This window comes from Enterococcus sp. 3C7_DIV0644 (assembly GCF_002141235.1).
Lineage (GTDB): Bacteria > Bacillota > Bacilli > Lactobacillales > Enterococcaceae > Enterococcus_D > Enterococcus_D entomosocium.
The window spans coordinates 2541476-2556117 of record NZ_NGLK01000001.1 but is presented as its reverse complement, the minus strand read 5'-3'; the positions used below and the strand labels follow the sequence as shown (position 1 = coordinate 2556117).

9 protein-coding genes are annotated in these 14642 nt (G+C 44.4%); 3 read left to right on the top strand and 6 right to left on the bottom strand.

All coding sequences use genetic code 11. The features are described 5' to 3' along the window. The first annotated feature begins 96 nt into the window (after positions 1–96). The 3 genes from A5877_RS12050 (at position 97) to A5877_RS12040 (ending at position 5313) form a co-directional block, all read left to right on the top strand. Positions 97–1830, top strand: coding sequence for an ABC transporter ATP-binding protein (locus A5877_RS12050; protein ID WP_086316921.1), 1734 nt, complete (start codon positions 97–99; stop codon positions 1828–1830). Further along, positions 1823–3607, top strand: coding sequence for an ABC transporter ATP-binding protein (locus A5877_RS12045; protein WP_086316920.1), 1785 nt, complete (start codon positions 1823–1825; stop codon positions 3605–3607). The genes A5877_RS12050 and A5877_RS12045 overlap by 8 nt, the downstream gene beginning before the upstream one ends. 206 nt (positions 3608–3813) lie before the next feature. Then, a complete protein-coding gene (locus tag A5877_RS12040; protein WP_086316919.1) occupies positions 3814–5313 on the top strand; it encodes a helix-turn-helix domain-containing protein in 1500 nt (499 codons plus the stop codon). A 74-nt stretch (positions 5314–5387) separates the two neighbouring features. On the opposite strand, the gene A5877_RS12035 is transcribed toward A5877_RS12040, so the two are convergent. The 6 genes from A5877_RS12035 to A5877_RS17375 all read right to left on the bottom strand — a co-directional run. Then, positions 5388–9611: a WxL domain-containing protein gene (locus A5877_RS12035; protein WP_254907485.1), complete on the bottom strand. Its 4224-nt coding sequence runs from the start codon at positions 9609–9611 to the stop codon at positions 5388–5390. Positions 9612–9631: 20 nt separating this feature from the next. Beyond that, positions 9632–10681 carry a DUF3324 domain-containing protein gene (locus A5877_RS12030; protein WP_016619932.1) on the bottom strand — a complete coding sequence of 350 codons (1050 nt, stop codon included), beginning with the start codon at positions 10679–10681 and terminating at the stop codon, positions 9632–9634. Between the two features lie 225 nt (positions 10682–10906). Beyond that, entirely contained in the window at positions 10907–11686 is a 780-nt protein-coding gene (locus A5877_RS12025) for a WxL domain-containing protein (RefSeq protein ID WP_086316917.1), read from the bottom strand. Positions 11687–11859: 173 nt separating this feature from the next. Then, positions 11860–12210 carry an LPXTG cell wall anchor domain-containing protein gene (locus A5877_RS12020; protein WP_242691927.1) on the bottom strand — a complete coding sequence of 117 codons (351 nt, stop codon included), beginning with the start codon at positions 12208–12210 and terminating at the stop codon, positions 11860–11862. A gap of 52 nt (positions 12211–12262) precedes the next feature. Further along, the gene (locus A5877_RS12015; RefSeq protein WP_008378039.1) at positions 12263–13717 is read right to left on the bottom strand and encodes a helix-turn-helix domain containing protein; all 1455 of its coding nucleotides are present in this window, start codon (positions 13715–13717) and stop codon (positions 12263–12265) included. Positions 13718–14114: 397 nt separating this feature from the next. Then, positions 14115–14642 (bottom strand): LPXTG cell wall anchor domain-containing protein (locus A5877_RS17375; RefSeq protein ID WP_254907484.1); only part of this gene is annotated, 528 nt, incomplete at its 5' end.

Here is a 14642-nt window from a genome sequence, read left to right as displayed (position 1 = left end):
GTCAATTGTTTTTTCAAAAAAATTTCACTCCTTGCTTGACTGTAACGTAACGTTACAGTTTATTCTACCATAGAACGACATTTTTGGAGGGAAATCATGAAACAATTACAGTTATTTTATAAAGAAGAAAGACGCTTCTTTTTCAGTTTATTTCTTTTGATGCTAGTCCAATCCTTCGGCACACTCTTGTTGCCGTATTTTTTGGCAAAAATCATTGATGAAGGGATCTTAAAAGTCGACACGACGGCCATTTGGCACAATGGCTGGTGGATGTTTGCCATTGCCATCGGCACCGTGATCGTCTCGGTAGGCGGTAGTTATTTATCTGCCCACCTTTCAGGAAAATTCGGGCATTTTTTGCGGATGCGCTTTTTCAAAAAAACACAAGAACTCTCTGTATCCGCTGTTGATGGCTATGGTACACCCACTTTGCTGGCACGTACCACCAGCGACATCAACAATATCCAACAAATTTTGATGATGGCGCTGCAAATGATTTTGCCAGCCCCAATGATCGTCGCAGCTTCGATTTTTCTAACCGGCACCGTCTCTTTACGGATGATTTGGGTCCCAATCGTAGCGATCCTATGTTTTTCAATGATCGCTTATGGGGTGATTCGCAAAGCGATCCCATTATCACAAATCACGCAAAAACTAGTCGATAACATGATGCGGATCTTACGAGAAACCTTTACCGGCGCTCGGGTGATTCGGGCATTTGACAAAGCGGCTTACGAAAAAGAACGGACAGATCAAACCTTATCCGAATATGCGAAAACCATGATTAAAGTCAATCGCCTCTTTGCTGTCTTGAATCCGACCGTCAACTTAGTAATGGGACTCTCGATTTCGACCATCCTAGTCTACGGCGGCTATCAAAGTCTTCAGGGCCACCTAGCTATTGGTAGTATTACTGCCATTATCGAATACACGATTTTGAGCCTTTGGTTTTTGACCATGGCAGCGATGGTTATCGTGATGGTGCCTAAAGGCTTGACTTCCTTACAACGAATCGAAGAAGTCTTAGAAGAACCAATTGATTTGATTGACGGTGACCAAACCTTAAACAAATCCGCCTTGTCAGAAACGATCGCCGCTTTCAATCACGTGCAATTTACGTATGAAGGCGCCGAAGAACCTGTCTTAGAAGATATCAGCTTCGAGATCCACCGAGGCAAAACGACAGCGATCGTTGGCGGAACCGGCTCTGGAAAAAGCACCATTGCCAAAGCCTTGCTGCGTTTCAAAGATGTGACTGCTGGTTCGATTACGCTTTTTGGCCGCAACATCAAAGAGATCTCTCAAGCCGAATTACGGGACCAAATTAGTTATGTCCCGCAAAAAGCGCTCTTGCTTAGCGGCACGATTCAAGAAACCCTGCGTTTCGGCAATCGTCCGGCAACCCATGAGGCGATGGCAAAAGCCGCTGAAGTTGCCCAAGCCAAGTCATTTATCGAAGGCTTGCCTGAAGGTTATGGAAGTCTAGTTGCTCAAAAAGGCAGCAATTTCTCCGGCGGTCAAAAGCAACGGCTGAGTATTGCCCGAGCGCTGACAAAGCCCGCAGAAATCTACTTCTTTGACGACAGCTTTTCTGCTTTGGATTATCAAACAGACGCCAACTTGCGGCGTGCATTGAAAGAATACACGAAAGATGCCGCCGTCATTATCGTGGCTCAACGGGTATCGACCGTCAAAAATGCCGATCAAATCATTGTCTTGGATAACGGCAAAATGGTCGGTAATGGAACCCACGAAGAATTATTACGCACTTGCCAAACTTATCAAGAGTTTGCCTCATCTCAAGGAATGGGAGGAATGAAGGATGAGTAAACAAACAATGGATACACCAAAAAACATGAAACATACAAGCCGACGCTTGCTGCGTTTGCTGATGGAACAAAAAGCCCGCTTTCTGCTGATCATCGTCTCTGCCTTGTTCTTTTCCTTACTAATGTCCATCGCCCCTTTGATCTTGGGACGTGGACTGGATAATCTGATCGCCTTGTTTCAACAAAAAGGCTGGCAAATCAATGATTTTTGGCAAAGTATTTTAGGTCCAGTCGTCCTTTTAGCAGGAACCTGGCTTTTGATCAGTCTCTTTTCCTTGCTACAAGAGTATACGATGGCCAGTGTCAGTGAAACCCTGACCTTGACTTTACGCAAACAAATCAGTGACAAATTCAATCGCCTGCCTATCAGTTTTTACGACAAACATCATACCGGCGATATTTTAAGCCGAGTGATTCTCGATTTAGATAAAGTGTCCGAAGTCTTACAAGTCGGTTTGATGCAGCTGATCACCGCAACCATCAGCATTACCTTCGGCTTGATCGCCATGCTTTATCTCAGCCCATTACTGACGATCGGTGTGGTCCTGATTTTGCTTTTGAGTGCTTTTGTGACCACCGTTCTCGCACGAAAAAACTTGAGCTACTTTACCAAAAACCAAGAAACATTAGGTGCAGTCAGCAGTCGTGCGGAAGAGTTTTATACCGCAAATCCGCTGATCAAATCCTACAACCAGCAAATTGCCGTTGAAGCGGAAATGGCGGAATTGAGCGAAGCTCAATTTAAAGCTTTTCGGAAAGCACAGTTCGTCAGTGCAGCTATCAATCCTTTCGTGCGCTTTATCAATCAAATCGGCTTTATCTTAAGCGCCGTCGTTGGTGGTCTGATGGTGTTGCAAGGGCAATTATCCATTGGTCTTGTACAAGCCTATCTGCAATACATCAACCAAGTGTCTGAACCGATCACGCAAGCTTCTTATATTATGAATACCTTGCAAAGTGCCTTAGCATCTCTCGAACGAATTTTTGAGATCCTTGATTATCCTGAAGAAGAAACAGCGACCCAGCAACTGCCGGTACCGCAAACCATCAAAGGAAAAATCGATTTCCAACACGTCTCCTTCGGCTACAACAAGGAAAAACTCCTGATGGAAAACGTCGAATTTTCCGTCAAACCAAAACAAACGGTTGCGATCGTCGGACCAACAGGCGCTGGAAAAACCACCATGATCAATCTTTTGATGCGCTTTTATCCTTTGAACGGTGGAAAGATTTTGCTGGACGATCAAGACATGATGTCCTTTTCGGCACCGGCAGTACGGAAAAAATTCGGTATGGTGCTGCAGGATACATGGCTGTTCCAAGGAACCATTGCTGAAAATATCGCATATGGCAATCCCGATGCCACTCGGGAAGACATCTTGGCTGCAGCCAAAGCCGCCCAATGCGACCACTTCGTGCGGACCCTGCCCAACAGTTACGATACCGTCATTGGCTCCGAAAGCGAACTGTCTCAAGGACAACAACAATTATTGACGATCGCCCGGGCGATTTTAGCGGACCCAACGATCCTGATCCTTGATGAAGCCACCTCCAGTGTCGACACTCGGACGGAACAAATGATCCAAACGGCAATGGATCGTTTGACCCAAGGAAGGACCAGTTTTATCATCGCCCATCGTCTTTCTACCATCAAAAATGCCGACTTGATTCTAGTGATGAAAGACGGCTCCGTCGTCGAAAAAGGCTCCCATACTCAATTGCTGGCACAAGATTCCCTTTACGCCCAACTATATAACAGCCAGTTTGCAACAGCTTGATGAAAAAGCCGAAAGGTCCAACGATGTCTATGACGAATCGTTGGACTTTTCGGTTATTTGCTTTTCATCCCTAAGTAGCACAAGTGTTCCTGTACAAGAAACACTTGTTACCTACCAAAAACCTTTCCCTTGCCTTGCCAGTATCCATATTCCATAATCAGACGTGAGAGACGATCCACCAAACAGACCATATGGGAGTGTTATGAATGAAAAATTTTCAGATGACGTTTATTACTTCTACTACCACCATTCGTTGGTTGAAACTATTGAATCTCTTGGAACGGCATAAGACCCTTTCGAATCGTGAGTTATCAAAAGCTGTCCAGAGTTCGCGGCGCACGATCATTTATGATATGGAGGGGCTACGGAGCTACTTTGGAAGTACTTTAATGATCGAATCCACGTCGAATGGCTATTCTCTTCACGAATTACTACCGAAGGAATATCTTGAACGAAAACGAGCGCTCCTTCAGAATGAACCATTATTCGTTATTCTTGAGCATCTGTTTAAGGGAGAATATCGGACAGTTTCCGAATGGGCAGACTATTTTTATCTTTCTGAAAGTTCCCTTTTACGCTATTTAACGCTTTTTGAAAAAGCCCTGAGGCCCTTTCAGTTATCTGTTGATCACAAGAATTTCCGTCTGATCGGATCAGAAGCGGATATTCGCAAATTTTTTCATACCTTTTATTATGAGTCAGACGCTACGCCTCATACGGTACGTCCAACGATCGCTGTGCAAAACATCGTCTTAGATTTTTTTCGAAATATACGCGGCAAAACCAATAATACGGCTTCATTTTGGTATATCAGTTATTGGTTGTATATTGTCCTTGAGCGTACTCAAGCAGGAGAAACTGTCATTGTCTCCGATCAATTAAAAAAGATCGTCTTGGCAGATGAGCTCTTCCAAGAAATCCAGCCCCTCAATCAACGACTCCAAACGGCTTTTTCCTTGTCTTTACCGTCAGAGGAGCTGGTCTACCTTTTCGCTCTACTAGCAAGTAACCGTGGGATAAACAACTATCTCAGGGAAATATCATTTGTTAACCGCTTTGACCATTGGCCTGAGCTAAAAGAACTGACTGCCAATTTTTGCCAGTTTCAGCAAATATCCGATCATGATCAGTCCCGAGAGTTTATTTTTCTCCATTCTTTCTTTATAACAGAAAAAATAAAACAGCTGATTTCCCCTACCTATAATCTAAGTATGGAAGAAATTTCCAGTTACGCACAAACGCAATACCCTAAAGAGTATGAGGAAAATACAGAGTTTCTTTTTAGGCAGCCCCTCTTTGAAGCAACCGCTCTGTCAGCAATCAGTGCCCGCTTCACTTTATACTTTGAAGGATTAAAAGAAAAATACTGGGGCAATCCACGCCGAATCGCTTTTCTTTTAGAGGGGGATGCGCATATTTGTCTTCACATCAATGCTTTTGCCGTAAAATATTTTGGTCGATATCATATTTTGCAATTTCCTGATTCCAGTGAGTTTTCTTTAGATTATGTTGAACGAAACAAGATTGATCTAGTCGTGACGAATTACGCAGAGTATTTGGAAGAGTATATTTTAGATGTTGAATGCCTCCTGATAAAATCGATCCCAGATGCAGATGATTGGAACAATTTCTTGAAAATCATCAACCCAAAAATCATCCATAATTTTGCGTTGCGAAACATCGAAAAAAGCACCTTTTATAAGTGAAAAGACGTGTGCGGCACTTGAACGCCGCACACGTCTTTTCCATTCGTTTCTTATTGCCGACTAGTATTCTTTCTTCACTCTGGCACACTACTTAACGACCATTCAATCGTTGCACGGTACCATCCCAACTTGGGATTTGCACCAGCAGGCACTTCCAAGGCGACACTGGTGGCTGCCGTCTCTTGATCACCAAAACGATAGACCCATGTTCCCGTACTCTGACTGTCGCCAGTTAGTAGAGGCTGCGCTTCACCTGGCGTCAAAGTTACACTATCATTCACCGTGGAAAGCTCTGGCATACTGGCATTGGAATTTGCTGAGGTCGTCATAAGCCGTTGATTGGCTAAGCTGATTTGAGCACCGATCAAGGGCTCATTGTCTTCATTTTGGAAGCCCTGCGAATCAAGAGTCGCCGATAAACGCCAACTCGTCTCTTCTGCATCGTTACGCTGATCCGTGATTTGCACATAATTCGGACGTTCCTTAGTTTCGGTTGCCCCTTCGGCAAGATTCATATGCTGAGGCAGTGCGTGATACGTTCCTTTGGCACTGCGGATCGGCACCTGACCAAATCGGAACTGGGAAACAAAATCAAGACTGAGCAACCCTTGGTTCTCAGGAATGACCGACGGATTTTCTGGATTCACTTCTACATCCGGTTCTAATGGATCAACCGGTGGCAGTGGTCCAGTCTGGGCGATTCGCAGGGTAGTTGCAGCGGGAAACACAGCGTCCCGAAAAACAACTTCTGAGGCTGGATTCTGATTGCCGTGTTCGTCATTCGTTGTCGGCGGATTGATCACTCCAGCTTCTTTTGCCGAACCAGCAGAATCTTTCAGAAAGACTTGGATCTCATCCCCCGCTTTTAACTGCCGATCACTTACATCAATCGTAAATGTTCCATCTTCATCGATAACCACCGCCTCTGTATCAAACCAGTCACCATTATGTGCAGCACTTAGCTCAACCTCTTTGTCTTCCGTGTGGCCATGGATCTCAGTTGTTTCTTCAAGAAGTACGTAGGAAGCAAAAGCTGCGGGCGTTGGCGGCAAAATAGGGAAAACCTGCACAGACTCGGTCCGTATTTGATGTTGGGCACCTTCTGTCAGTTCGCCGCTGGTTAATTCGACAGCGACGACTCGGACGATGGTTCCTGCTTCCAAAGGAGCCTCAAGAGGAATCTCAAAAATCCCTCCTTGCGGCTCTTCTCCATAGATACTGATCCCCGGTGTTTCTTCTGTATGTCCGACGGTTTTCGCAGTGACTTCTTCCTTCTCACCATCTGCTGTTTCAATTTCAACGGTCACTTTCGCTTCATCATCCCAAGCAGGGCGAGTGCCATCAAAACCAACAGGCAAGCTGACTCGCCCATGAATTTTTTTGTCCGCATTCGTCGGCACCCGTAACTCATCGACGATCGCCCAACGCGCATTGTTTGAACTTACGCGAGAGTACGCTGTCAGTCCCTGATTGCCAAAGGTCTCCGTATTCAATATCTCTGGTTTATTCGTCAAACCTAACGTGCCAAAATCAGCTCCTGAAAAAGCAAAATCGAGGGTTGGGAAATTTAGATCGGGATCTCCTAAGAGATTTGACCCGTTTTTCCAAACAGCTAAGTCACTATTCGTCGCTGTTAAAGTTGAAAGATTAGAAACACTAAAGATGTTTCCTCCATCAAGCCGCTCATTACGAAAATCAAAAAAGACTGGATCGTTCAAGAAGACAGATAGTTTACCTGAACGAAACACGCCACCATTCGGGGAACTTGTCCGCCCTTCCACTTGGAAATATCCTTGTTCAACGTAGATCGTTGAATTGAAGTAGGTATGCATGTCAATCCCCGGACCACTATCTGCTACACACATAAATTTACTATCGACACCTACGATTGAAAAATTATTCTCTGTCCCGTTATCATGGATGCCTCTCGCATAAAAAATTCCTTGATTTCCTCCAGCGACATTCCCATCATGCGCGTTGCCGTTTCCCGGATTATAAAGGTCAATGATGCCGCCTTCTGTGATCTCAAAAGAATTTCCTCCACTAGGAATTCGGATCAAGGGTGCGCTCCCCCCTATTTTACGAACTTTTACTATTCCACCATCCGTTACATGAAAGGTCACCAAACCAAAGTATAAAAATCGAATCACTGCATGGTCCTCGTCAGCCTCATGGCTGCTAGCTATTAATTGTCCATTGCTTTTAACTTTAAAAGTAAAGTTCAGACTAGTGATATTGATCGCACTAGCAGTGATGCTTTCGACCTCTAAGACTGCTGATTCACTTAAAGTAAGAGCCCCAGCTTCTGCCGCATTCGACGGTGTCGATAAAACAAAGGATGCTGCTCCTTCTGCCGCTGCAATCTCACTGAAAATCCGTACATGTGTCTCTTCGCCACTAATGGTGACGTCGGCATTTTTCCCATTGACCCGTAAAGCATTCGCATTTTCGGCGGTCAAGCGTACTTTTGAGCCGTTCTGGATCGTCAACTTAGGATTCTCACCAGTCAGAAATACGCCGCGCCTTCTTTGTGTCGTTTCAATCTGCAATAAGGCAGCATCCCCCACAACCATTGTTGGATCCGCCCCCTTCATAAATAGTGCAATATTTTGTTCCTCCGACATTGCTGTGGCTGCTCCCTGACTTTCTACAATGAGCGTACCACCATCAAAAAGATAAAAATTGCTGTTGTCTCCTACTAGTTCGATCGCATTGGCATCTGCCGCCGTCTCATTGTTCACCCGTACTTGTGTTTCATCTCCTGCGATCGTAGCAGAAGGAAAGAAACCATTTAAGAGGATGGCGCTCGCATTCATTGTGTTTATCGTTACGTTTGCACCAGATTGGATCGTCAATTCTGGCTGCTCTCCAGTCAGAACAAGCCCGCGTTTTCTTTCTGTAACCTCGATTGAAAAAACTGAATTCTCTGCTGCGATAAAGCGAGGATTTCTCCCAGACAGAATAACGGCATTATTATTACCATTGGTCGGAGCAGCAGTCGTTCCTGGACTGCGAATAGTTAAACGAGCACCATGATTGAGTTCCATTTGACCATTATCGCCACGTAAATCGATTGTATTCGCATCCCCTAGTCGCGTAGTAATGCTCACTTGCGCACCCTCATCGATCAACAACCTAGGATCTTGAATATCTGGTGCTGTATAAAAAATCCACATATTCGGCTTATTAATAATCACTTGCGCTTGATTTCCGACCTCCACTTCTTTCAGATTGAACAAGGTATCGGAAGCCATCGTCATTGCCTCGAAGCGATTGATCCCACCAGTAAAGTGAACCTTCGCTTCTCGTGCTAAAATAAAAGGTGACCGATTCTCCGAGGCTTCTTCTACTTCCTCTAGTTCAACGACCCAGTTTTTACTCAACGCATTGGTGGTCTGGATCAAAGCGGTATTGCCTATTTTTTGGTATGTGAGATTTTCGATACGAAAAATCGTTTCTTCGTTAACGGTTAATAATTGAAAATAAGCACTATTGTTATTGAGGGTCAATGCATGACCATTTCCTTGAATCATTATCGGACGATCGATGGTCATTATGCTGGAAGTAGATTGGACAAGGTCCGCTTGTAAGGAAAGAATGGATACGGCTGGATCTTGTAAAGCACTAATAAACTCCGCCATGGTCGTTACGTAAGCTGTGCCACCATCAAAGGCGCTTAGTACGATCTCACTAGCCGCCTGTACCGCTGACTCCTCCTGCGGACGCTCAATGTCTGCTACTTTTTCAGCAGGATCACTATCCGTTTCTTGCGATTCTAAGGACTCATTTTCCAAGTCTTTCGGTGTTTCCTCAGTGTCTGTCTCTGCAGCAGCTATTTCAACGATCGCTTCGCTCCCTGCACTGGCTATAACAAAACTTCCAGGAAGTTCGGCAACGATCAAAACAGAAAATGTCTGCCGTGCTTGACTTGCTTTGATCTGCCAGCCTTGATCGCTTTGTTTTACTGCTGTTTGTCCGGGTGCCAATACATCAGTCATCAGCTTGACTTCTGCTGGTAATTCTAGGAAGATTTCTGCCACCGCTTGGTCGCTGACCAAATCGATCGTAAGCGGTTGACCTACCGTACCAGCAAATTTAGGCTCTTTGAACTGCACCGTCCCTTCAGGCTCAGATGTTCCTGTGGCAAACTCCCCCAGAACTCCCTCATCCGCTAGCGGTTGTGCGAGGTATGGCGGCTCGGTTTCAGCAAAAACAACGATGAGCGGGACACTCATCAAGCGTAATCCCATAAAAACAAGCAGCAAGCGAATCCAATATTTCAAGTTTTGCTTTTTCATTCCATGCTCTCCTTTACTTCTTACGTATCCATGGTCGGCTTTTTGTTCTTCCATAACAGCCAAATGATTATTCCAATAAGGAAGATCACTAGTCCTAATGCGCTGATCAACCACCAGTTTTGCCCCTCTTCAATGGTGACATCCTCACGATTCAACTGTCGTGCTGTGTCTGCTTCCACAGTAAACGGATATTCCCATGTCCACTCCTCACCTTCAGCTCGAGCTGTTAAGCTCATTACATATTCTCCGCTGTAAAAACGATCCCCCTGTAATGAAACGGGAAAATGAAAATGTGAATTTGGCGCCATTTGCATCCCTTCACGCTGCGCCTCATATAAGACTTCTTCCTGATCCGCTCGTCGAACAGTTGCCTCTACCTCTAGTCGATTGACAAAACGCGGCAACGGATTTTGTAGCGTTGCCCGAAACGCATTGCGATAATTGACTTGACCGGCAAACACATCCAATAACGCAAGCTCTGGTTCAATAATAGACGCTTCATTGCGGACAACAACGCCTAGGATATAAGCAAACCGATTTTGGATCGCAACACCTTCTTCCTCTGATCCAGTCGCTTCTGCGATGACCTCTCGAATACGTAAACCGCCGACTAGACTACCAGTAAAGGCTTCTTCAGGCATATGTATGGGTAACTCGATCGTCTTTTTTTCCTTAGCTGACAAAATAATCTCTCCAGGTGATTCGATTAGATCAGCTATCGAATAAGGCAAAGTCGGATCAGGTTCTGCGGCATCTTTGCCATATTCCACGACGCCATTTCCGTTAGTGAACGCCGTATGTGCGGAAACTTCGATCGTGATTTCCTTTTCCGCGCGATTTTGAATCGTCACCCCCAGAACATCATCGGTCCCTGGTGCTAGTTCTAGATCAAAATAGCCACTATTCCCATCTGGCAATTGGCTTTTCGGCAAATTGGGGACCACATGAAATGGCAATTCTGATTGTGTTTCTGCCCAACCTGTCATCGGCAATCCAACGAGTACCATCACCAGTAAAACAAACCCAGCTACTAGCCTATTCTTGATTGATCTCTTGCTTTGTGTCTTCATAATGAATCATTCCTTTCAAAATAGGCAGGAACAACTCGTCTCCTGCCTATTCCCTATATCCCTTACTCACTTCCTGATTCGTTTTTCCCTAATCGCAACACGCGTATCATTCGCTATCGCGCTTACTGGTAAAATGATTCGTTAAAATCATGTGCCTTTATTCATGCTTCTGAGCCAAGCTAAAAGACTGGCTTCTTTGCTGTGTTCTTCCAAAAAACTTATCCCTTAATTCCCAGGAGTGGCACTTAAATGCCAAGTCAGAGTAGCCGTATAAGCGGTTGCTTGCGGATTCGCTCCTGTCGGTATATGGAGCCAAATCGCTTCATTGAGAATATCCTCTTCCCCAGCTGCATGCTGTTGATTTAGCAGGGTTTGATTGCCCCATTGAACCGTTGAAAGTCCCGCCCCTTGGCCAGGAGCCGCAGACATCAAGGTGTTGCCTTCCGTTCCAACATCGATGGTTTGATGGTTAAATTGATCGCTAGGTGCTGTTGGGAAAGTAGCCGAATCTAATGCATTCGAACGAATCTGTGGATTTTGAAATTCGATATAAGCCCCACGTAATACATGATTCGAAGTGGCATCTGTACTTGTAAATTGATCCAAATCGACATTTAACGTCCAGCCGTTGTGTCCACCACGGGTATCCAATACTTGAGCAAAAGAGACATATGGCACGGTTCCTGACCCATCAGACAGTCGTTCCAGCTCCGCAAGCATTGCGGATTTTCCAGGGCCTGTGCTGATCACTTGGGTTCCAAAATCGAAGCGCTTTGGCACATGCACCAAAGTGAACGGACCGGTTACCTCTGGATCGATCGGATCAATTTCTACCTCTGGCTCTTTTTCAGGTAACTCAACATCGATCTCTTCCTCCTCCCCAGGGATGAAATCTACTTCATTTTCGGTATTTCCTTCCAGGATGGGGGTTGCTGCTGCGGTCACTCCCCCAGATAACACAGCGATACTCATGACACCGATTGTTGCTAAATAAATACGTTTCATAAAAAATTACTCCTTTTACTATTATTATTCGCAGAAAGAATCTACGATGATTACTATTGATTGATGCATAAACCTTTTTTCGCTAGAACTGGTTGCCAGTTGGCTTACTAATCCTCTCACTTCTTCAAAAACCACAACTGTCTTTTCCTAAAACAAGCGTGCGACCGTATTGCCTAAAGGTCATTTTTCTCGTTAGCTGATCTTCGTGCGCATCGTTTCAAGTAAGCGACCACACTCAAGAGGACGAGCAGCAGACCTATCCAGCGAATAAGCAGTTGTTGGTGACTGTTCGTTTGCGGAAAACGATCATTTTTTGCGCTATCAGACGAATCTTCTTCAGGTGCTCGCCATTCCCCTGTCGGCGGTTTTGGCTCTGGCTTTTCAGGTTCCTGGCCACCAACAAAACGGATGACCCCTTCTGTTCTAGCGGTGGACACTTCTTTGGCTTCTACGAAATCAGCGACTAGCAGACAACTTAAAACCAACATCGCTACAATGAAATACCTCAATTTATGAAGCGGCATGTATTCCCCCTCATTTTCCTTTCGCCCCTTTTTCTCTTTCAAAAAACATACTTCAGACACAGACGAAGTCCTCCAATCCTTCATTTAAGATGGAGACAACCATTTTAATCGCTTCTTTATACCCAATGTATTTAGGCAAAAAAAATACCTGCGGTTGCTTTTCTATGGAGTAATCAAATGGAATGATATTGGTGATCAAAATATCACAGTCAAGCTGGTTGATCTGTTCCGATGTTAATTGTTCTTCATAGAGCACAGCCATTCGACCACTAAAATGATGTTCAAAAATACTGTAGACCCATTCATCGATCACATAATTATTGGCAAGCAACACCACGATTTTTTGTGAAACCCGGATCAATTGATTGCCAAAAAGATAGAGAACGAAGGAACAACAAAAGTCCCTCAAAAATTGATTTTTGAAACATTGCGGAATCTCATTCACTTCCATAAACCTAATCAAAGGCTCATATAGATCAAAAGGCAAAGAAAACACAAATTGATTCGTACTATCCGGATTTTTTAAGTAGATAGGTGCTAAGCCAACTTTTGCATATTGCCGGACTAAAAAATCTTCCACGACCTGTTGAATTCCACAAGGCTCGTCAAGGTAAGTATTGTGCTGTTCAAAAAAAGCAACAAAGAGTTCAACGAATCGCTTACTCGTTTTTGAAAAGGTATTGAGAGGAATCCTCGTTTTCCCTCGAAGCGCCCACTGCGCATAAAGCATTAAGTAAATAAAGCACGCTTCCTGAACGAGCCGTTTTTTCGCAATGGGTTGGAGACTGCTGCTTTCTTGAAGTGTTTCACTGATCGTCAAAAAAAGCGGATCTTGCTGGATCAATGCTAGGATCTCAGGATCAAATATCAAGGTTCCAAAAGTGGCACGCTGAACAGACAAACGAATAATATTGATGACCTTTTTTCTTGAAACGATCCCCACGTTTTGCTCAATTCTTCTTAAAAGCGTTTCTTGAAGCTGATGTTCAATGACCGGCAACTCAAAATAGTGCGTTTCGCAATAAAAATCCCAGAAGAACTTTCGCTGATTGATCTCTTCTCCCATCAGCCCAATCGGTGCTTTGGTTACCACCAAACCGTATTCATCAAGAATCAGCTGTAATTTTTTTATGAGTCGATTTGCCGTTGATTCTGAAATATGCATGGCTCGAATCCAAGCTAAAAAAGGAAACGTTTGTCCCGCATAAAAAGCTTGTACTAATAAAATAAGTGGTTCTCGCTCATAGAAGGAGCGTCGTTTTTTATAGTATTCACCATGATCATTGATTACCAACTTCATCCCGTGATGGGTCCCTTCAAGAGAGATCGCATCACCAAAAAATGTGCGTAGTGCTTTTAAGTCCGTTAAGATCGTCCGCCGAGAAATACTCGCTTTTTCTGAGAGCTGTTTGACACTCAAAATCTGTTCGTTTTCCATGTACGCCAATAGTATAAGGCTTCTTCGATTCACTGAGTTCGTTACCAATTGGAATGTAAGACTGTTCACGGGCGTAATCTCCTTTAGCAAATTTCCTATAAATTTTTCATCAAATCGTAGGTCCCTCCTTTAGTGCTGCCTTCGAGTCATTGCAATGTTTCTTGTTTGATTCTAACAAAATTACCACCTATTTTTTATCCAGCATTTGCACACGAGGGTGCAAAAATATTGACTTTCCGCAAAGAATCATTTGTTCTGCGGGCTCTCAACGGTAAATATTAGGTGTTATTTTAAATAGTTCAGATACGTTTTTGTTTATTGTTTCTCTTTTATAAATTGCTAGCTGTACTCACCAATAAGCCGCAGCTTTTTTAGTAACAGCGCCGATTTCAACTGCCTAAAGCACAAAAAAACAGCTAGACACTTGTCTAGCTGACTTTATAGAATTATAAGTTAGAGCTAACTCCTATTTCTTTTTCAGTACGCTTGTAAACACACCGCCTACCATGATTGCGCCTAGAATCACCAGCCATGCAGCTCGTTGCTCATTCGTTTGAGGAAGAGCCTTTGCTTTTTCTTGACTGGAAGATTTCGTGGTTTCGCTACTAGCACTTGTTTCAGTAGACTGGCTCTCATGGGGATTTACTAGCGTGGCACCGTCATGGTTTGTGGTCGTTGTACTTGGTTCTGCCATACTTGGCTCGGTCGTACTTGGTTCTGTGGTACTTGGTTCCGTGATACTTGGCTCTGTGGTACTCGGCTCCGTTGTACTTGGTTCGGTAATGCTTGGTTCTGTGGTACTTGGCTCCGTTGTACTTGGTTCTGTTGTGCTCGGTTCGGTTGTGCTTGGTTCCGTGGTACCCGGCTCCGTCGTACTTGGTTCGGTTGTGCTTGGTTCCGTGGTACCCGGCTCCGTCGTACTTGGTTCGGTTGTACTTGGTTCTGTTGTGCTTGGTTCGGTTGTGCTTGGTTCTGTGGTACTTGGCTCCGTTGT